We start from the raw sequence: 20,463 nt of genomic DNA, 5'->3' as shown, positions 1-20,463 counted from the left end.
TAAAAGTGAGGTGAAATACATGCAATTTAGAATAAATATTATTGATGATGAAAAAAATTTAAATGATTTAGTAAGAACCTATTTAGAAAAAGAAGGATATATTGTTTATTCTTTCTATACATATGATGAAGCTTTAATGCATAAGGATGATGATGTTCATTTATGGTTGATTGATATTATGTTGGATCGTGCTAGTGGATTTGAATTATTTAATGAGATTAAGGCTAGTCGCCCTAAAATGCCAATTATTTTTATGTCTGCACGAGATCAGGAATTTGATCGGATTATTGGATTAGAAAAAGGTTCTGATGATTATATAACCAAACCTTTTAATATTAAAGAAGTGATTTTAAGAATTAATAATTTAATTAAACGTTCATATGATGATCCATCAAAAATTAAGATGGATGGATATGATATTGATTTAGAAAAACGGCGCGTATTTAATGGTGGAGAAGAAGTAATTCTAACAACGAAAGAATATGATTTATTAGTTTATTTTATTACTAATAAAGGCTTAGCTATCTCTCGGGAACAGGTTTTGAATAAAGTATGGGACGAAAACTATTATGGTAGCGACCGGGTAGTTGATGATACTTTAAGACGTTTAAGAAAAAAAATGCCAGAGATTAATGTACGCACGATCTATGGTTTTGGCTATCGTTTAGACTAATGTTAAATAAGTTTTCTTTGCAGCGACAGTTAAGCAGATTTTCTTTACAAAAGCAGTTAATTATTATCTTTTCATTATTAGCGATGCTTGTTATATTGATTTTAGTACCGTTGATCAATAAAAATCTTAATGCTCTAATAGATGAAGAGATGTTTAAAACGCTAGATACTTCACAGAGCGCATATATTGATTTTGATTATTCACCAATCGCTAAATCAAGTGATAAACAAATTTATCATATGACTTATGATAAAAATACTAACTATTTATTTCCACCATCTAATCTAACTCGTGATAAAGTTTTAGCGTTATATCCAGTATTTGCTGATAAACTTAATGAGATGCTAAAAGGAAATAAAGATAAGATCCAGGCTAAAGGGACACTTGATGGCGATACTCTTTATTTTCAAATAACTAAAAAAGATAGTGATTCTTATATCATTTCATTAGTATACAGTGATTACTCTGCTAGTTTGATTTCATCAATTAGGCAACAAATAATAAATATTTTATATGTATCATTTGCTGTTATTGGCGCAATTATTTTTATTTGGGTTAGTGGCTTAATTAAACCATTAAAATTAATTAGAAATTATATAGAAGACATACGTAAAGATAAACAAAGTGAATTAAAGATTGATCGTGGCGATGAAATTGGTTTTGTTTCAGATGAACTTGTTGCGATGAAAGAAGAAATAGATAAACAAAGCAAGATCAAAGAAGAAATGATTCATAATATTTCCCATGATTTAAAGACACCGATTGCTTTAATTAAATCATATTCACAAAGCGTTAAAGACGATATTTATCCATATGGTGATAAAAATTCATCAATGGATATAATTATTGAAAATGCAGAACGTTTAGACGGTAAAGTTAAAAGTTTATTATATTTGAATAGATTAGATTTTATTAGTGGTGAAAATTCTGATAGTGAAGTTGATATGCATGAATTAATTGAACATATTGTTATCCAATTACAAGGAATGCATCCTGAAATTGAAATTGAAACAGATTTAGCTTTCGTTTCATTTAAAGGTGATGAAGAATGTTGGCGCATTTGTGTGGAAAATATAGTTGATAATGCTTACCGATATGTCGATAAAAAAATAAAAATTATTTTAAAAAATGATTATTTAGAAATATATAATGATGGTGAGCCAATCGATAATGATAACATTGAGGCTCTATTCCAACCGTATGAAAAAGGAACAAAAGGTCAATTTGGGTTAGGTCTATCAATCGTACATAAGACATGTACTATGTATGGATATAATGTAACGGCGGTTAATCAGGAAACTGGAGTAAGCTTTATTATTGAAAAGAAATATAATTAACAATCCAAGGCTATGCCTTGGATTTTATTTACGTTATAATAAGTGATAATAAGTGGGTGATTAAATGTTAGACAAAAAAATTGAGTTCTTTATAGCGACTGTTGAAACAGGTTCTTTTTCTGGTGCTGCAAGAAAGTTAATGCTGTCACAATCGGCAGTTAGTCAACAAATAAATTTATTAGAAGAAGAGTTAGCTGTTAAATTATTTGATCGCTCTAATTATCGCCCTAGATTAACTAGAGCCGGTGAGTTCTATTTTAAAAAATGTCAGGAACTTGTTGCTATTTATGAAAAAATGAATCATGAGGTTAAATTGATTGATTCCTATAGTATTCGTATTGGGATAACTGGCCCATTTGAAAATCATCATATTCCTTTTTTAGTTAAATTATTTAAAGAAAAGTACCCACAGATAGAAATAACAATTATAAAAGGTAGTTTTCAAAGTTGTAAAGAATGGTTAAATAATAATCAGATTGATGTTGCTTTTGCTATTGAAAATGATTTTATTAATGAACCTAAAATTACCTATGAAGTTTTACTGCAGCATCAAATATGTGCAATTTGCAGTTATGAGCATCCATGGGCTAAGTTAACTAAGATAGCAGCGCAGAATCTTATCAATCAACCGCTAATTTGTCTATCAAGAAAGTTTGGGGAAGGCTTTTATCATGATTTTGTAGAAGCTTTTAATAAAGATAAGATTGAGCCAAATATTATAAAGGAAGTAGATACTCTTGATGAGTTGATTTTATCAGTTAAGCTTAATGAAGGAATTGGTCTAACTTCACGTGAAGTTGTTAATGAGGAAGAAGTAGCGATTTTAGATATTATTAATTCGCATCATCATGCAAACTATGTTATTGGTTATGCTAGGGATATAAATAATCAATTTATTTTTGATTTTGTTGCGCTGGCGAAAAGATATTTTAATAAAACTCTATAAGTAATTCTTATAAAGTTTATAAGATTATAGCTACTATTTTTTATAATTATCTAGCTCTATAATATTAATATATAGATGGAGGAAGATAAGATGTCAAAAGTAATAGTAACAGGTGTAGATGGTAATTTTGGAGGCTATGTAGCGAGAAATATTACTCAGTTAAAAGAAAAAGAAGATTTGATTTTTACTTGTCCATTTGAAGAAGGACTAAAGGAATTTAAAGATACTGGCATTGATTGTCGAGTAGCAAATTTTAATCATCCAGATGAACAGTTAGTTGAAGCCTTCAAAGGTGGCGATACAATTTTAATAATTTCAGCACCATTTGTTGGAGCAAAGCGTCAAGCAGCACATAAAAATGCAATTGATGCGGCAATTAAAGCAGGGGTAAAAAAAGTTGTTTATACATCATTAGTAAATGCTCGTGATGTAGAAAATCCTAGTATTGAAAAAATCGATCATGCATGGACTGAAGAATATATCGAAAGTACTGAATTAGATTATATTTTCCTTAGAAATTCACAATATGCTGAAGCAATGATAACTAGTTATTTAACATCTAATGGTAACTTATTGAGTTGTCAAGGAGATGGAAAGATGGCATATATCTCACGTTTGGATTGTGCGATGGCAGCGATGTATGCACTAACAAAAGATGATATGCATAAGCAAGTTTTAAATATTAATGGTCCTGAATTATTGACTTTACATGAATTTGCGGCAATTGGAAATAGAGAAACAGGAATGGATGTAAAAGTTGTCGATGTTAGTGAAGAGGAGGTATATGCTGGATTTGATGCTATTGGGGTACCACGTACTACTGATGGAACATTTAAAGATGGCTCACCAGCTCCTTATTCAAGTGATGGAATGGTAACTTTTGCAAGAGCAATCCGAATTGGTAAAATGGATAATTTTACTGATGATTTTGAAAAATTAACTGGTGTAAAACCACGTACAGTGGCTTATATGTTTGCCAATAACAGTGAATATGGTGTTGGGGCAAGAAATTCTACAGATGACTAATTATTAGCTTATTAATTGGTAGTGATATTATTGAGAAATCAATAATATTACTATCAATTTTTATTTGATAGAATATGTCAAATAAAATACCAAGATTATTTAAGAATTTATTTAAAGAAATAGAATTATTTTATGCTATGATAAAATTATGGAGGCGGAAAAATGAAATTATTATTTAAACAGCGCTTTTTTTCATGGCTAGATAGTTATGATATTTATGATGAAATGGGGAATACAGTATACACTGTAAAAGGTGAATTAAGCTGGGGACATAAATTACAGATATATAATGCTGATGGTTTACCTGTTGGTACAATCAAAGAAGAAGTTTTCACTTTTTTACCTAAATTTGCGATGTACCTTAATGATGAATATATTGGTCAAATAAAAAAAGAACTAACATTATTTAAACCATCATTCATTTTAGATTATAATGATTGGAAAATTTCTGGTAATTTTTGGGAATGGGATTATGAAATCATTGATTCTCGTGGTATTGTTATTGGAGATATTAATAAGGAATTATTTAATTTTACGGATACTTATTCTCTAACCATTAGTGATCCACGAAATGCAATCTATGTTTTAATGATTGCTTTAGCTATTGATGCGCAAAAATGTTCAAATAACAGTTAATAAGACACGAGAGTGTCTTGTTTCATCTTATGAAAAATAATTACTAAATTAATGAAGAGGTTTATAATAATAACCGAAGGTGGTAAAAATGGGGAAAGATGAAAACAATTTTGCGCGTGGCAGTATTCCACGACATATTATAAATTTAGCTGGTCCAATGATAGTGGCACAGTTGATCAATGTTTTATATAATGTTATTGATCGTATTTATATTGGAAGAATTCCAGATGTTGCGACATTAGCTATGGGAGGACTAGGGCTATGTTTGCCACTGATTTCTATTATTATTGCTTTTGCTAATCTATTTGGTATGGGCGGTGCTCCACTTTGTTCAATTGCTCGAGGACGTGGTGATATTGAAGAGGCTGAAGAAATAATGGGTAATTCTTTCATGCTATTAATTATTTTTGGGATTGTTTTAACAGTTATTGGTTTGATCTTTAAAGAAGATTTGCTGTGGCTCTTTGGTGCCAGTGAACATACAATCGGTTACGCTAATGATTACATGACTATCTATTTATTAGGGACAGTTTTTGTACTGATTGGTTTAGGTATGAATAGTTTTATTAATAGTCAGGGATTTGCTAAAATCGGAATGATGACTGTTTTGCTGGGAGCAATAGTTAATATTATTTTAGATCCAATTTTTATTTTTGGACTAGATTTAGGGGTTAAAGGAGCTGCTTTTGCAACAGTTATTTCACAATTTATTTCTGCATTATGGACATTACGTTTTCTTACAGGGAAAAAAACAATATTAAAGATAAAAAAACAGTATTTGAGTTTAAAAGTAAAATATGTCACAAAGATTATTTCCCTAGGAATGGCAGGGTTTATGATGGCAATCACTAATTCGATTGTAACAATCGTATGTAATGCGACATTGCAACAATATGGAGGAGATCTTTATATTGCAATTATGACGATCATTAATTCAATTAGAGAAGTTGCTTCTTTGCCGGGGCAAGGAATGGCAAATGCTTGTCAACCAGTATTAGGATTTAACTATGGTGCTAAAGAGTATGCACGGGTTCTTCAAGGAATTAAATTTGTAACTTTAACGGCACTATCAATGATGCTGATAGTTTGGCTGGCAATAACGGTATTTCCTGAATTATTTATTAAGATATTTAGTCATAATCAAGAAATCATTACCCATGGCGTGAGTGCTTTACGTTTGTATTTCTTTGGCTTTTTCATGATGTCATTTCAGATGACAGGACAAGCAGCAGCAGTTGGATTAGGAAAGTCAAAACAAGCTGTTTTCTTTTCAATTTTTAGAAAAGTAATTATTGTTGCCCCGCTAACAGTGATCTTGCCAATCTATATTGGCATTGATGGAGTTTTTATTGCAGAAGCAATTAGTAATTTTATTGGTGGTGGTGCCTGTTATATTACTATGTGGTTTACAATTGCGAAAAAATTAAAATCGGGTATTATTAGTGAATAATAGTAAAAGGATTATAAGTGTTATAAATCGCTAATCAATAATATTAGCGATTTTCTTTTTAAATTATGAAAAAATAAATATTGTCAAATAAATGATGATAAAATCATGGTAATTTGGAGGTACTAAAATGAAATTAAAAGAAAATTTTTTATGGGGTGGCGCTACAGCTGCGAATCAATATGAGGGTGGCTATAATGAAGGTGGTCGTGGATTAAGTATTAATGATGTTGAAAAGGGTGCTAAACATGGAGTACCTCGTGAAATTCATGAGTATATTCATGAAAATACATATTATCCATCACATGTAGCTACAGATTTTTATCATCATTATCAAGAAGATATTAAACTATTTGCCCAAATGGGTTTCAAATGTTTTAGAATGTCGATTTCATGGTCAAGAATTTTCCCACGTGGTGATGAAGAACAACCTAATGAAGAAGGTTTGGCTTTTTATGATAAAGTATTTGATGAGTTATTGAAATATGGAATTGAGCCAGTTGTAACCCTATCACATTATGAAACACCATTGACTTTAGTTAATGAATATGGTTCATGGAGAAGTCGTAAATTAGTTGATTTCTTTGAGCATTATTGTAAGACCGTATTTTCTAGATATAAGGATAAGGTTAAATACTGGATGACTTTTAATGAAATTAATGGCTGTTTAGAGGTGGCTCGTCCTTGGCATCAAGCGGGAATCGTTTATCGTGATGATGAAGATCATTATCAAACAATTCTCCAAGCTAGTCATCATATGTTTGTAGCAAGCGCTAAAGCAGTGATTGCAGGGCATGAAATTAATCCAAATTTTAAGATTGGCTGTATGTTAATTTATCCAACAACATATGCAGCAACTTGTAACCCGGAAGATCAGATTATGATGAGAAATAAGATGCTAAATACTTTCTATTATGGTGATGTTCATGTTCGAGGACGTTATACAAATACATGTACTTCATTATTGCATAAACATGGTGTTGAAATAAAAATGGAGCCTGGAGATGAAGAACTTTTAGCGAAAGGTAAAGTTGATTATATTGGTTTTAGTTATTATTTTTCAGCTGTTGAGGGTAATGATGCTGAAGAAATTGAAGGAAATGTTGTTAAAGGTGGACGTAATCCGTATTTAAAGATGACAGATTGGGGTTGGCAAATTGATCCATTAGGATTAAGAACAGCTTTAAATGAGTTATATGATCGTTATCAATTACCCTTGTTTATTGTAGAAAATGGAATGGGAGCAGTAGATACAGTTGAAGTCGATGGTTCAATTAATGATGCTTACCGTATTGATTATATTAAAGAACATATCAAAGCATTTAAAGATGCAGTTGAGATTGATGAAGTTGATTTAATGGGATATACCCCTTGGGGATGTATTGACTTAGTGGCAGCAAGTACCGGTGAGATGAGAAAACGTTATGGTTTTATCTATGTTGATAAGGATGATGAGGGTAACGGAACCCTTGCACGTAAACCAAAGAAATCATTCTATTGGTATCAAAATGTTATAAAAACAAACGGTGAGGAGCTGTAATGACTTAGGTCGTTACAGTTTTTTGTAGAATGTGTTAAAATATTCTACAAAGGGGAGAGTTTTATGGAAAATTATTGTCGCAAAATGGCCTGGCTCTTATATAATAGAGGGCTAGTCGATAAAGAAAATGTTGAAGATCTGCGCTTTTTGCTCGAACTTATTTTGACACAGGTTATAACGATCATATCAGTCTATATAATTGGTCTATTATTTATGGATGCACTGAGTATCTTGATTATTTGTGCCTGTTTTGTAGCCGGGCGAAAATATCTAGATGGTTATCATGCCGATACTTTTAGAAATTGTTATTTACTGACGATGTTAAACTTTATTTTTTGTATTTTTATGAGTAGGATAGTAGCATATGTTGAAATATTTTATTTTATAGGAATAGGAATATCATTATATTTATTATTTAAATATAGATATAAAAAAATAATTATTTTTAATTTATTCTATATATTGATAATAGTATTATTTAATACAGGTATAGTTTATCAAATCAATATGGTTAATTATTTTGTAATAGTATTGATGAGAGTGATAAGAGGGGAGGAATTAAAATGATCTCTATTGGGATAATCGATGATGAACAAGTATATTTAGATAAAATTAAAGATATTTTAATCACAAATTTTGATGACATTAGAGTCTATTCGTATAATTCTGCGAGTAAAATAGATAATGATCTAGATTTTATATTACTTGATATTGATATGCCCGATATAGATGGAATTATTTTTTCAAAACAACATCGTAATTACAGAATTGTATTTGTGACTAATTATGATACTCGGATCAAGGAAGCTTTTGGACCTAATGTATATGGATATGTATCAAAAGGAAATCTTGAAGAAGAATTAGTAGAGAAAGTTAAAGAAGTGATTGAGATAATCAAATGTGATTATTATGTTACGTTTAAGGTAAATGGAATAGATATAAATATTAGGATTGACGATATAATTTACTGTCAGTATTTAGGTAATCATATTGTTTCAATAGTCTATCATGATAAAAAAATTAATATTAATAATAGTTCTTTGAAGAAAGTAAAAGAGGTTTTGAATGAATATTTTATAGAAATAAGCCAGGATATAATAATAAATAAACATCGAATTATTAATTTTGAAGATAGATATGTGTATCTAGATGGAATCAACAGTAAATTTGAAGTAAGTGTAAGAAAAAGAAAGTTAGTGAGAAAAAGTTTTTATGAGACATTTAGATGATAGAAGTTATTAGTGAATATTTTTATTGTTTAATTTATGTTATCGCACTTACATTTACTGCGAGTTATCTATTAGAGGAAAAGGTTAAATTTAAAAGAGTAGTTATAATGGCACCGCTATATGCAATTGTAAATTATCTTGTAGCAGGGGCTACTAGTAATAATTTTTGGGAATACATGATTGTGAATTCTATTATCATAGTCATAGATTTTTGCTATATTTGTATTTTATTTAAAAAAACAAATGTAATATTCTATGTTTCTTTATTCCAGTTATTTTATATATTTACTGTTAATTCTCTAATCCATGTTATTAATATTATTATTGGATTTAACCGTGAGGTTACATTATCATTTAGTATTCAAAGGCTTATCATGGTCTTTTTAATAAATATATTAACAGTTATTTTTATTGTTGTTTTGGATAAATTAAAGATTATTCCCACTCAGAAAGTAATAAATCGTCAAGTAAAATTATTTATCATGCTCGATATATTAGTTTATTATGCGATGGTAATTATATATAATATTGGTGTGGTAAGATTGGTTAATTTAATTACAGTATTAGTGTTGATTCTATTATTTTTGTGGATAATGTTTTTAAAAATATTGTCTATGTATGTTGAAACAACAATCAGAAATGAAGAATTGATAATGGAGGATATATCTAATAAATATATAAGTAAGTATCTTGATTTTTATAATCAGGAAAGTGATAATTTAAGAAAATTAAAGCATGACCTAAAGAATCATCAACTTGTATTAGAAAGTCTAGATAAAAAGAATCAATATACTCAATATATTGATGAAGTATTTAAGGGAATTGGTCAAGTAGCATATATTGAAAGTGGTAATATTTATATTGATGCTTGTTTATATGCTAAACAACAAGAATATCCTGAGATAATTTTTGATTTTGATATAAGTGTTGCGGGTTTGGTATTTAATGAAAAAGATTTAACATCATTAAAATTTAATTTAATTGACAATGCATGTAACGAAGCATTAAAACACAATAAGTTAGTATCAGTGATGATTAGATATACTAATAATTTATTAATCATTAGAATTAAGAACACTTGCCCGATTAAGCCTAATTTTAGTACGGATAAAGGTGAAGGGCATGGGTATGGATTAAAAATAATTAAAAATATTGTTAATAAATATCATGGTGATTTGTTTATCGATTATCATGATGATCAAGTAATATTTAATATTAAAATAAACACTTAAGGAGGTATTTTTAACATATGAGGAGGTGTAAAAAAACATTATCTCGATTTATGTTATATTTTAGAAGTGAGGAGGATATGTAGATGAAAAATATGATTAAAAAAGTTATTAAAAAAAGAATAGAAAAAGTAAAACTTAATGGTTATAATTGTTCACCTTGTGATTATTATAGACCAAAAAAACCAAGTAAATAATAGTACAAACTTTTGGGAGAGGGTAAATGTACTAAATAGTAATATTTATTAATGGCATAGCCAAAGCAAAAATTTATATAAATAAGATTCAATATAATCAATTTCTATAAAGATAGAATCGTCGTACATATACATTAAATGGGATAAAGCGTATATAATAAAAAGTGATTTTTATTATTACTGAGGGTTGTTAGCATGGCTTTTTTATTATAGAGACGAGATTTTGAACCTTTGTTTAGTAAATTATGTTATAAAATAGCTGGATTAATAATATGTTCGATTAAAAAGAGATATTAATTATTTAATATCTCTTTTTAGCGTGTGCCGGGCATGGCTGGCATGAATTCAGTTAGAGATAAACCAACCACAGGTAGTTACCGTCAAGCGTAGAAAACCACAACCTGTTGACAGTAATGACATGGGTGAAGGAAGTAATGTGATGTAGCGATTCTTTTGAACATGTGAACAGGAACTTAATGAGGCTAAATGGTGGATAAGGTTGCGCTACAAACCAAAGTCCAAATGGTATATGTAAGACTAAGACAGTAAATCAAGACATTGTGAAAGAATTAGGATTCATGCTCTACTTCGAGAGGCTTTATGGACGAGGAAGTCTAGTAAACTTTAAAATCAATGATAGTATCCTCGGTAGAAAAAGGTTTATCGTAAGAAGTTAGATGAAGTCATAGTAGGTAGAGATACTGGAGGACTAAAACGTTTATAGAGTGCAAATTTAGTAATGAAGACATCTTTAAATGTGCTAATATAGAATTAGGGCGGTATAGTAGGATGAATGTCATAAACTTTATTATATTACCGAAAATATTAGGTATTAAGAAAGGGAAAGACCTGGATTGGTACATCGCCTAAATTACTATCTTAAGAGTTTGTAATTTGATATAAATGTAGAGCCGTATACTAGACCTGCACGTACAGTTCAATCGGTGGGGCAATAAATTATTTTATTCCTTTAACCTATTACTGATTATTTAGAAAATAAAAAATATTTAAATTGTTGATGAGCCAGGGAATAAGTTAAAAATAATATAGTATTATTAGCCATGTTAGGATATCCTGATATGGTTTTTTATGCTATAATAGTACTATTTTATATAGTATTAATCAAAAGTTCATTAATAGTTAATAATAAATAAATATACTTAGGTCGTATAAAATAAAATTAGGGAGCAAATATGAAAGAAAAGTTCTATCGCTTTATGCAAGGAAGGTATGGCATTGATCAATTAAATAGTTTTTTAATGATTGTCTGTGTCATTTGTTTTATCGTAAATATGTTTATTGGCAGTATTGTTTTAACTTTTATTGCTTATGGAACATGGCTATTTGTAATATTTAGAATGTTTAGTAAAAATATTTATGCACGTAATCGAGAAAATGACAAATATTTAAATTTCTTTAGTCCACTTAGTCGGTGGTTAAAACTAAAATTGATGAGTAAACAAGATCCAAGTAACAAATATTTTAGCTGTCCTAAATGTAAGCAGATGGTTAGAGTGCCAAAAGGACATGGAACTGTTGTAGTAACTTGTCCCAATTGTCAAAACAAGTTTGAAAAGAGAACATAAAGATGTTTGGCTACGTTGTTATCAATAAACCAGAATTAAAATTTAAAGAATTTGATGTTTATCAGTCATATTACTGCGGATTATGCAAAACTCTTAAGGAAAAGTATGGTAGCCGGGCTCAAATCTCTTTGAATTTTGATTTGAATTTTATTAGTATCTTATTGAGTGGCTTGTATGAACCGGAAACTAAGATAGGGGAATCACGATGTGTTATGCACCCTTTAAGTAAGCATACGACTCGTTACAATGAATGTGTTGATTATGCCGCTAAAATGACGATTGTTTTAACATATTTTAAATGTGAAGATGATTGGTTAGATGAGCGTAAGATTAGTAAACAGGCATATAAAAGGTTGTTAAGAAAAGCATATCAAGAAATTAAGGAAGAATATCCAGATAAGTTGGCACATATCGAAACTTGTTTACATTGTATTAATGACTATGAAAGTCAAGGAATTACAAATCTTGATGAGATTTCTAAATATTTTGGTGAAGTAATGGGTGAAATATGTGCTTATAAAGATGATGAATGGCATGATGAATTATATGAATTTGGATTTTATTTAGGGAAGTTTATTTATTTTATTGATGCTTATGAAGATATTGAACAAGATTTAAAAAAGAGAACATATAATCCGTTTAAAGAATTATATCAAACGGATCAGTTTGAGGATAAATGCAAAGATATTTTAGAATTAATGATATCTGAAGCAACCATGGCTTTTGAAAGATTGCCAATTATTGAAAATGCCGCAATTATAAGAAATATCTTGTATGGTGGGGTATGGAATAAGTATGAATTAGTTAGACAAAAACGATTGGAAGGTAGGAAATAATGAACCCGTATCAAATATTAGGAATATCATCTGATGCAACTGATGATGAAGTAAAAAAAGCATATCGTACGTTGAGTAAAAAATATCATCCGGATGCGAATATTAATAATCCTAATCAAGCTGCGTATACCGAAAAGTTTAAAGAGGTGCAGACAGCTTATAAAACAATCATGGATGATCGTAAGCGTGGTTTTACAAATCGAACTTATGGCAATACCCAAGGTGCGGGGTATAATGGACAATCACAATCTAGCTATCAGTATAATGGTAATGATCAAGCTGCTTTTAATGAGGCTGCTGGATTTATTAATGCTCGAAGATTTCAAGAAGCACTTAATATTTTGGAACAAATTAAGACTCGTAATGCAATGTGGTTTTATTATAGTGCTGTAGCAATGAATGGAATTGGTAATAACATTACAGCAGTTGAATATGCGCAGACGGCTGCCCAAATGGAACCTGGAAACTTGCAATATCTATTATTTTTACAGCAGTTAAAAGGTGGTCAAAGACAGTACCAGACAGGGCAGCAGACTTATGGTTCGCCTTTTGGCAGTACAATGCAGTGCTGTTATAGTATTATGTTACTTAATTGTATGATGAATTGTTGTTGTGGTGGCCGGATGTGCTAGAAGGAGATATGATTAATGAGTAAAGTAATTGGAATTGACTTAGGTACAACAAATAGTTGTATGGCTTACATGGAAGATGGTAAAGGGATTATTATCCCGAATGCAGAGGGAAATAAAACAACCCCTAGTGTTGTTGCTTTCACTAATGATGGAAAACGGTTAGTTGGTGAAAATGCTAAACGTCAAGCTGTTACTAATCCGTTAAATACAGTAGCATCAATTAAACGTGAAATGGGAACTGCATATCGTAAAAATATTAATGGTAAAGACTATAGCCCTCAAGAGATTTCAGCAATGATTTTACAAAAGTTAAAAATTGATGCTGAGGCTTATTTACATGAACCAGTAACAGAGGCAGTCATTACAGTTCCTGCTTATTTTAATGATGCCCAACGTCAAGCAACTAAAGATGCGGGGCGAATTGCTGGTTTAAATGTTAAACGGATTATTAATGAGCCAACAGCAGCAGCCTTAGCTTATGGCTTAGAAAATAGCTATGGACAAAAAATCATGGTATTTGATTTAGGCGGTGGAACATTTGATGTTTCTATTATCGAAATTGGAAATGGAGTAATTGAAGTTTTATCAACATCTGGAGATAATCATTTAGGTGGTGATGATTTCAATGAAATTATAGCTAAGTATATTGTTGATGAATTTAGAAGAATTGAAGGCATTGATTTAAGTCATGATCAAGTAGCAATGCAAAGAATTAACGAAGCTGGTGAAAAAGCTAAAATAGAATTATCTACAATGATTACGACTATTGTGAATCTTCCTTTCATTACTAATACTAGTAGTGGACCAAAAAATTTAGAGGTTGAAATTAGTCGAGCTAAATTTAATGAATTGACAAAAGGCTTAGTTGATCGGGTTGTTATTCCAATGCAAAATGCTTTAAACGATGCACGTTTAACACCACAAGAATTAAATAAAATTATTTTAGTTGGAGGTTCTTCAAGAATTCCGGCTGTTCAAGATAAGATTAAAGAAATTACTGGCAAGGAAGCAAGTAAATCATTAAATCCAGATGAATGTGTAGCCCAAGGAGCTAGTATTCAGGGTGGTAAGTTGTCTGGTGATATAGCAGCTACTGGAAATTTTGATGTTCTATTACTTGATGTTACACCATTGACTTTATCAATTGAAACGATGGGTGGTGTGGCAACGCCATTGATTGAGCGTAATACTACAGTTCCAACGAGTCATAGCCAAATTTTTACAACTTCTGCTAACTTCCAAACTCAGGTAGAAATTAATGTTCTTCAAGGGGAACGTCCATTAGCCAAAGATAATAAAAGTTTAGGAAAATTTAAACTAAAGAAAATTAAACGGGCAATGCGTGGGGTACCCCAAATTGAAGTTACTTTTGATATTGATGCTAACGGAATCGTTAATGTATCAGCTAAAGATTTAGCGAGTGGAAATATGCAAAGTATTACTATTGAAAATACTTCGAATATGTCTGATGATGATATCGAAAGAGCTATTCATGAAGCTAAACAGTATGAACAGCAAGATGCTGTTACTAAAGAGCGTTTAGTTTTTAAAAATGAAGTTGAAAATTTGATTCTTACGGTTGAAGCAGCTTTATCTAAAAATGGTAAACAAATTGATAAAGCAATGAAATCAAATATTAAAAACGAACTTGCAAGCTTTAAAAAGTTAACTAAAAAAGTTGATTTTGAAACATGTGATCAGATTCAGTTTGATGAAATCAAAACAGCAAAACTTAATTTGGAAACAGTTGCAGCATCATTGTTATCAATGCAATAATCCTTGGTTATAACCAAGGATTTTTTAGGAGGAAAATATGATAGACGAGATTTTAGCTTACAATCGGGCATTTGTGACTAATAAAGGATATAAGCCTTATACGACGAGTAAATATCCTGATCGCAAATTAGCGATTGTTACTTGTATGGATACCCGTTTGATTGAATTATTACCAGCGGCTCTAGGAATAAAAAACGGAGATGCAAAAATCATAAAAAATGCTGGTGGAGTTATTGTTCACCCTTTCGGTAGTGCGGTACGAAGTTTATTGATTGCTATTTATGAATTGAATGTTGAGGAAATCATGATTATCGGACATACTGATTGTGGAGTAGGAAGTATCGATATAGAGGCAATGTTAAAGAAGATGGAAAAGCGTGGAATCAGTGAAACGGTTATTAGGGATCTTGGATATTGTGGAATTGATTTTAATAAATGGCTGGGCGGTTTTGATGATGTTGAGATATCTGTTAAAGAAAGTGTTAGTTTGTTAAGACGACATCCTCTGTTGCCTAAAAATATTGAGATTCATGGACTAGTGATGGATTCAAGGACGGGCGCTTTAAGTTTAGTGGAAAAAAATTGATTTTTTTTGTTTAAAGAGCATCATGAGATTCTAGTTTTGTTACTAGAATCTTTTAATTATGTAAAGAAATACGGTATAATGGAAAAGTAGAAATATCTTAACTTAATATATCTTGTCTTGTTAACTATTTCACTTGACAATGAGTATGATTTGTGGGATATTTTATCTAATGTACGAGAACTTTGAAATTAAGTAAATGGGGAATAGTTAAATGAATGATATTATTGAAGAAATTCAAAAGTTAAAAAAAGAAAAAAATGCTGTCATTTTGGCACATTATTATGTTGATGGTGCAATCCAGGATATTGCAGATTATTTAGGTGATTCTTACTATTTATCAAAAATTGCTGTTGATTGTCCACAAGATGTAATTGTTTTTGCTGGAGTTGAATTTATGGGTGAAAGTGCTAAATTATTAAGCCCAAATAAGACAGTTTTAATGCCTGATAAGGATGCTGATTGTCCAATGGCTCATATGGTTGATGAATATTTTATTGCCCGTCTTCGTAAAGAGTATGAAGATCTATGTGTTGTATGCTATATTAACTCAACTGCTGAAATTAAAACAATGTCAGATGTTTGTGTAACATCATCAAATGCTAAGAGAATCGTTGAAGCTCTACCAAATAAAAATATTTTATTTATTCCAGATCAAAATCTAGGAAAACATATTGCTGAATTAGTACCAAGCAAGAATTTCTTATTCTGTAATGGATATTGCCCAACGCATTATCGGATTACACCAGAAGATATTTTAACAGCTAAAGAAAAACATCCGGGGGCACCTGTATTGATTCATCCTGAATGTAAACCAGAATGTGTAGAGTTGGCAGATTATGCTGGCAGCACTTCGGGAATTATTGATTATGCAACAAATGATCGGGAACATGATGAGTTCATTGTTGTCACTGAAATAGGCGTGATTCATGAAATGGAAAAACGTAATCCTGGAAAGAAATTCTATCCAGCAACTGATAAATTAGTATGTCCAAATATGAAGAAAAACACGCTTGAAAAAGTACGTGATTGTCTAAAGAATAATACTAATCAAGTAGAGCTTGATGAAGAGTTTATGGAAAAAGCTAAGAAACCATTGGAAAGAATGCATGAATTAGCAAAATAAGAAGGTGTAAATAATGAATAATAATTATGACGTAATCATTGTTGGAACAGGAGCTGCAGGGTTATTTGCAGGGTTATGTTTACCTGCTGATTTAAAAGTTTTAATGATTACTAAAGATAAAGTTGAAAATAGTGATTCTTATCTAGCTCAAGGAGGAATCTGTACTTTAAAGAGTGCTGATGATTTTGATGCGTTTTATCAAGATACTTTAAAAGCCGGTCGTAACGAAAACAATCCTGAATCAGTTAAAATCATGATTCAGCAGGCACCTCAAATTATGAAAGATTTGATGGATTATGGTGTTGAATTTGATCGCGATACTGAAGGAAATTTAGCTTATACACGTGAAGGTGCTCACTCGGAATATCGGATTTTACATCATCAGGATGTTACTGGTAAAGAAATCACTTCTAAATTAATTAAACAAGTTGAAATGCGGAATAATATCACAATGGTAGAAGATGCTACAATGCTGGATATTATTAATCATGATAATATTGCAACAGGAATCGTTATGGAAAATAATGGTGAAATTATTCAAATTAATGCTAAAGTTATTATTCTTGCAACTGGTGGGATTGGTGGATTATTTACCCACTCATCTAATTTTAGACATATCACCGGTGACAGTTTTGCAATTGCCTTAAGAAATAATATTGAACTGGAGAATATTAATTATATACAAATTCATCCAACTACTTTATATACAACTAAACCGGGTAGAAGTTTTTTGATTAGTGAATCGGTTCGTGGTGAGGGGGCCCATTTATTAAATCCTGATATGGAGCGTTTTGTTGATGAATTATTGCCTCGTGATGTTGTAAGTAATGCGATCAAAAAAGAGATGGATAAATATAATGTACCCCATGTTTATTTATCTGTTACACATATGGATCCAAAGCAAATCAAAAGGAGATTTCCTCACATATATGATCAATGTCTTGCTGAGGGTTATGATATGTTTACGGATCCAGTTCCTGTTGTTCCGGCTCAACATTATTTAATGGGAGGAATCAAGAGTGATACTTACGGACAAACTTCAATGAATAATCTTTTTGCAGTTGGAGAGACTGCTTGTAATGGGGTTCATGGCGCTAATCGTCTTGCAAGTAATTCTTTATTAGAGAGTTTAGTTTTTGCTAAACGAGCAGCCAAAGTTATTGCTGATGGTATTGACAAGATTAGCCTTTACGAAAAAGTAGTAGATTTAGATGGCTATGATAAAGAAAAGCTAAAAAAAGAAAATAAAGAAATAATTATGAATGAAATAAAAAGAAAAGATGGTGAATTCTATGATAAATGGTGTAAATCTTAAGGTAAACATTGATGATTACATCTTAAGTGCGTTGAAGGAAGATATCACGAGTGATGATGTTACAACAAATGCAGTAATGCCAGAAGCTAAATTAGGACATGTTGATTTGATTTGTAAACAGGATGGGATCGTTTGTGGTTTAGAGGTATTCGAACGGACTTTTAAATTATTAGATGAAAATTGTAAGTTTACAACAAAATATAAAGATGGTGATGTAATCAAAAATGGTGATTATATCGGTGAAGTAATTGGTGATATTAGAGTTTTATTATCTGGAGAGCGTGTTGCTTTAAATTATTTACAACGAATGAGTGGGATCGCTACTTATACAAGTGAATCAGTAGCAATCTTAAAAGGATCTAAGACAAAATTATTAGATACACGTAAAACTACACCAAACAATCGAATTTTCGAAAAATATGCGGTTAAAATAGGTGGTGGAACTAATCATCGTTATAATTTATCAGATGGAGTATTAATTAAAGATAATCATATTGGAGCAGCTGGAAGCATTGCTAAAGCAGTTGCAATGGCTCGTGACTATGCCCCATTTGTTCGTAAAATTGAAGTTGAAGTTGAAACTTTAGAACAACTTCAAGAAGCACTTGAGGCTAAAGCAGATATCATTATGCTGGATAATATGGATAATGCGACTATGAAGGAAGCAGTGGCAATGATTGGTGATAAAGCTCAGAGTGAATGTTCTGGAAATGTTACTAAAGAGCGCTTAATGGAGATTGCAGAGATTGGGGTTGATTTCGTATCTTCAGGTGCGATTACTTATGCTGCTCCAATTCTAGATTTTTCAATGAAAAATTTACGACCATATTAAATAGATAAAGTTAATTGGGCTGGTTTAAGGAATAATCTTAAATCAGCTTTTTTAGTTAATAAAAATTATTTTATGATTAATTAAAAAAAGTGTAGTTTATTGACTAATTAAAAGGGCATACTTAATCTGGTGATAAAATGGAAAATGAATCATATTGGCAGCATACGATTACGCTGCCTAAATACCCGCAGATAAACAAAAATTGTAACTATGATGTTGTTATTGTTGGCGGTGGGATTAGTGGTGTAAGTTTAGCTTATCGTCTTAATAACAGTAATTTAAAAGTAGCATTATTTGAAAGTGACACACTTGGTAGTAAAACAACTGGGCATACTACAGCTAAGGTTACTTATTTGCATGGTGCTGTTTATGCTGATATTTATCAGGTCTATGGCCGGAGTAAAGCAAAACAGTATTTAGAATCAAATTATGAAGCTTATCAGGATATTAAAAAAATAATTGAAATGGAACAAATCGAGTGTGATTTTAAAGAAAATATTGCTTATGTAGGAGCAAGTGATACAACAAATGCAAAGAAACTTGACTGTCAAATCAGATTATTTAAATCTTGGGGATTTGAGGTTTTAGAAAATCGATTGAAGAATTGTCAGATTTCTATGGGACTTAAACAGCAGGCTATTTTTCATCCATTAAAATACCTAAAAGGATTACTAGCGCAATGTAAGCATATTGACATTTATGAACATTCATTAGTAACAGGCAGCATGCATCAAGATGGATTGGTATGTTTGGAAGTTAATGGGTTTAAAGTTCAGGCAAGACAGGTAGTTTGGATGACTCGCTATCCCCCTAATTTACAACATGGTTATTTTTTTAGAATTATTCAAGAAAAAGAACATGTCATTTTTCAAGAAGGACAGAGTAATGGTAATAGTATTTTAGATTTATCGACTAATTATTCTAAACGATATTTAGATGAACAGCATATTTTAATGATAAAACGAATTGATGATCTTAATCAAGTTTACTGGTATGCCCAAGATGGAAAGCCGTTAAGAAAAATACCTTATATTGGTAAAATGAATGAACAAGAATATGTGGCCTATGCTTATAATAAGTGGGGGATGACGTTAAGTCATGTTGCTAGTAAATTAATTTATGACTTAATTATTAATGATGAAAGTAAATATGCCTCTCTATATCAGCCTAGTTATGGCAATTATTTAAAATCTGGGGCGGATATGCTGAAACTAGTTAAAAATAATTATCATGGGATGATAAAAAATCGTTTAGTTTCTAGTAAAAAATTAAAGTTAAAGAAGCAGCAGGGTAAAGTTATTCGACATCAAGGACGATTATTAGCAGTTTATAAAGATGCTCAGGAACGAATATTTTATTTCTCGCCATATTGTCCGCATTTAAAATGTGTGGTGCAGTATAATGAGATTGATAATACATGGAATTGTCCATGTCATGGTTCTATCTTTGATTGTCATGGAAAACTTGTAAGTGGACCGGCAACTAAAGATTTAAAACAATATTGAAAAAGCATGGAG

Annotated in this window: 19 protein-coding genes; all 19 read left to right on the top strand. The window is 30.8% G+C overall.

What is annotated here, in order from left to right:
- Positions 1–19: 19 nt before the first annotated feature.
- The 19 genes from KSU54_RS01075 to KSU54_RS00985 all read left to right on the top strand — a co-directional run bounded on the left by KSU54_RS01075 (position 20) and on the right by KSU54_RS00985 (position 20,451).
- A complete protein-coding gene (locus tag KSU54_RS01075; protein ID WP_003536901.1) occupies positions 20–673 on the top strand; it encodes a response regulator transcription factor in 654 nt (217 codons plus the stop codon).
- Positions 673–2,010, top strand: a complete 1,338-nt coding sequence (locus KSU54_RS01070) for a sensor histidine kinase (protein ID WP_003536903.1) — start codon at positions 673–675, stop codon at positions 2,008–2,010. The genes KSU54_RS01075 and KSU54_RS01070 overlap by 1 nt, the downstream gene beginning before the upstream one ends.
- A 64-nt stretch (positions 2,011–2,074) precedes the next feature.
- On the top strand, positions 2,075–2,956 hold the full coding sequence (locus KSU54_RS01065) for a LysR family transcriptional regulator (RefSeq protein WP_003536905.1): 882 nt from the start codon (positions 2,075–2,077) through the stop codon (positions 2,954–2,956).
- A gap of 90 nt (positions 2,957–3,046) precedes the next feature.
- A complete protein-coding gene (locus KSU54_RS01060) occupies positions 3,047–3,982 on the top strand; it encodes an NmrA family NAD(P)-binding protein (RefSeq protein ID WP_022007944.1) in 936 nt (311 codons plus the stop codon).
- A gap of 162 nt (positions 3,983–4,144) precedes the next feature.
- Positions 4,145–4,618 (top strand): LURP-one-related/scramblase family protein, encoded by a 474-nt coding sequence (locus KSU54_RS01055; protein WP_003536909.1) that lies wholly within the window; start codon positions 4,145–4,147, stop codon positions 4,616–4,618.
- Positions 4,619–4,706: 88 nt separating this feature from the next.
- Positions 4,707–6,068: an MATE family efflux transporter gene (locus tag KSU54_RS01050; protein WP_003536912.1), complete on the top strand. Its 1,362-nt coding sequence runs from the start codon at positions 4,707–4,709 to the stop codon at positions 6,066–6,068.
- Between the two features lie 127 nt (positions 6,069–6,195).
- Entirely contained in the window at positions 6,196–7,605 is a 1,410-nt protein-coding gene (locus KSU54_RS01045; RefSeq protein WP_003536914.1) for a 6-phospho-beta-glucosidase, read from the top strand.
- A 63-nt stretch (positions 7,606–7,668) separates the two neighbouring features.
- Positions 7,669–8,172: an accessory gene regulator B family protein gene (locus KSU54_RS01040; RefSeq protein ID WP_003536916.1), complete on the top strand. Its 504-nt coding sequence runs from the start codon at positions 7,669–7,671 to the stop codon at positions 8,170–8,172.
- Positions 8,169–8,834, top strand: a complete 666-nt coding sequence (locus KSU54_RS01035) for a LytR/AlgR family response regulator transcription factor (RefSeq protein WP_003536917.1) — start codon at positions 8,169–8,171, stop codon at positions 8,832–8,834. Before KSU54_RS01040 ends, KSU54_RS01035 begins: the two co-directional genes overlap by 4 nt.
- Positions 8,831–10,066 carry a sensor histidine kinase gene (locus tag KSU54_RS01030; protein ID WP_217751450.1) on the top strand — a complete coding sequence of 412 codons (1,236 nt, stop codon included), beginning with the start codon at positions 8,831–8,833 and terminating at the stop codon, positions 10,064–10,066. The genes KSU54_RS01035 and KSU54_RS01030 overlap by 4 nt, the downstream gene beginning before the upstream one ends.
- A 1,387-nt stretch (positions 10,067–11,453) precedes the next feature.
- Positions 11,454–11,846 carry a hypothetical protein gene (locus KSU54_RS01025; protein ID WP_003536921.1) on the top strand — a complete coding sequence of 131 codons (393 nt, stop codon included), beginning with the start codon at positions 11,454–11,456 and terminating at the stop codon, positions 11,844–11,846.
- Between the two features lie 2 nt (positions 11,847–11,848).
- Positions 11,849–12,682 carry a DUF5685 family protein gene (locus KSU54_RS01020; protein WP_003536922.1) on the top strand — a complete coding sequence of 278 codons (834 nt, stop codon included), beginning with the start codon at positions 11,849–11,851 and terminating at the stop codon, positions 12,680–12,682.
- On the top strand, positions 12,682–13,314 hold the full coding sequence (locus KSU54_RS01015) for a J domain-containing protein (protein WP_003536923.1): 633 nt from the start codon (positions 12,682–12,684) through the stop codon (positions 13,312–13,314). The genes KSU54_RS01020 and KSU54_RS01015 overlap by 1 nt, the downstream gene beginning before the upstream one ends.
- 15 nt (positions 13,315–13,329) lie before the next feature.
- On the top strand, positions 13,330–15,090 hold the full coding sequence (dnaK, locus tag KSU54_RS01010) for a molecular chaperone DnaK (protein ID WP_003536924.1): 1,761 nt from the start codon (positions 13,330–13,332) through the stop codon (positions 15,088–15,090).
- Between the two features lie 37 nt (positions 15,091–15,127).
- On the top strand, positions 15,128–15,676 hold the full coding sequence (locus KSU54_RS01005; RefSeq protein WP_003536925.1) for a beta-class carbonic anhydrase: 549 nt from the start codon (positions 15,128–15,130) through the stop codon (positions 15,674–15,676).
- A gap of 211 nt (positions 15,677–15,887) precedes the next feature.
- A complete protein-coding gene (gene nadA / locus KSU54_RS01000; protein ID WP_003536926.1) occupies positions 15,888–16,799 on the top strand; it encodes a quinolinate synthase NadA in 912 nt (303 codons plus the stop codon).
- A 13-nt stretch (positions 16,800–16,812) separates the two neighbouring features.
- Positions 16,813–18,114 carry an L-aspartate oxidase gene (locus KSU54_RS00995; RefSeq protein ID WP_003536927.1) on the top strand — a complete coding sequence of 434 codons (1,302 nt, stop codon included), beginning with the start codon at positions 16,813–16,815 and terminating at the stop codon, positions 18,112–18,114.
- Complete coding sequence (nadC, locus tag KSU54_RS00990; protein ID WP_003536928.1) at positions 18,092–18,946, top strand: carboxylating nicotinate-nucleotide diphosphorylase; 855 nt, start codon at positions 18,092–18,094, stop codon at positions 18,944–18,946. Before KSU54_RS00995 ends, nadC begins: the two co-directional genes overlap by 23 nt.
- A gap of 137 nt (positions 18,947–19,083) precedes the next feature.
- Positions 19,084–20,451 (top strand): FAD-dependent oxidoreductase, encoded by a 1,368-nt coding sequence (locus KSU54_RS00985; protein ID WP_003536930.1) that lies wholly within the window; start codon positions 19,084–19,086, stop codon positions 20,449–20,451.
- The last annotated feature ends 12 nt before the right edge of the window (positions 20,452–20,463 follow it).

Source organism: Erysipelatoclostridium sp. MSK.23.31 (genome assembly GCF_019125875.1).
Lineage (GTDB): Bacteria > Bacillota_I > Bacilli_A > Erysipelotrichales > Coprobacillaceae > Thomasclavelia > Thomasclavelia ramosa.
This window is presented reverse-complemented; position numbering and strand designations above follow the sequence as displayed.

Bases quoted from the DNA above. Each gene is read 5' to 3' on its own strand.
- KSU54_RS01075 (WP_003536901.1), top strand. From the start codon at position 20: ATGCAATTTAGAATAAATATTATTGATGATGAAAAAAATTTAAATGAT.
- KSU54_RS01070 (WP_003536903.1), top strand. From the start codon at position 673: ATGTTAAATAAGTTTTCTTTGCAGCGACAGTTAAGCAGATTTTCTTTA.
- KSU54_RS01065 (WP_003536905.1), top strand. From the start codon at position 2,075: ATGTTAGACAAAAAAATTGAGTTCTTTATAGCGACTGTTGAAACAGGT.
- KSU54_RS01060 (WP_022007944.1), top strand. From the start codon at position 3,047: ATGTCAAAAGTAATAGTAACAGGTGTAGATGGTAATTTTGGAGGCTAT.
- KSU54_RS01055 (WP_003536909.1), top strand. From the start codon at position 4,145: ATGAAATTATTATTTAAACAGCGCTTTTTTTCATGGCTAGATAGTTAT.
- KSU54_RS01050 (WP_003536912.1), top strand. From the start codon at position 4,707: ATGGGGAAAGATGAAAACAATTTTGCGCGTGGCAGTATTCCACGACAT.
- KSU54_RS01045 (WP_003536914.1), top strand. From the start codon at position 6,196: ATGAAATTAAAAGAAAATTTTTTATGGGGTGGCGCTACAGCTGCGAAT.
- KSU54_RS01040 (WP_003536916.1), top strand. From the start codon at position 7,669: ATGGAAAATTATTGTCGCAAAATGGCCTGGCTCTTATATAATAGAGGG.
- KSU54_RS01035 (WP_003536917.1), top strand. From the start codon at position 8,169: ATGATCTCTATTGGGATAATCGATGATGAACAAGTATATTTAGATAAA.
- KSU54_RS01030 (WP_217751450.1), top strand. From the start codon at position 8,831: ATGATAGAAGTTATTAGTGAATATTTTTATTGTTTAATTTATGTTATC.
- KSU54_RS01025 (WP_003536921.1), top strand. From the start codon at position 11,454: ATGAAAGAAAAGTTCTATCGCTTTATGCAAGGAAGGTATGGCATTGAT.
- KSU54_RS01020 (WP_003536922.1), top strand. From the start codon at position 11,849: ATGTTTGGCTACGTTGTTATCAATAAACCAGAATTAAAATTTAAAGAA.
- KSU54_RS01015 (WP_003536923.1), top strand. From the start codon at position 12,682: ATGAACCCGTATCAAATATTAGGAATATCATCTGATGCAACTGATGAT.
- dnaK (WP_003536924.1), top strand. From the start codon at position 13,330: ATGAGTAAAGTAATTGGAATTGACTTAGGTACAACAAATAGTTGTATG.
- KSU54_RS01005 (WP_003536925.1), top strand. From the start codon at position 15,128: ATGATAGACGAGATTTTAGCTTACAATCGGGCATTTGTGACTAATAAA.
- nadA (WP_003536926.1), top strand. From the start codon at position 15,888: ATGAATGATATTATTGAAGAAATTCAAAAGTTAAAAAAAGAAAAAAAT.
- KSU54_RS00995 (WP_003536927.1), top strand. From the start codon at position 16,813: ATGAATAATAATTATGACGTAATCATTGTTGGAACAGGAGCTGCAGGG.
- nadC (WP_003536928.1), top strand. From the start codon at position 18,092: ATGATAAATGGTGTAAATCTTAAGGTAAACATTGATGATTACATCTTA.
- KSU54_RS00985 (WP_003536930.1), top strand. From the start codon at position 19,084: ATGGAAAATGAATCATATTGGCAGCATACGATTACGCTGCCTAAATAC.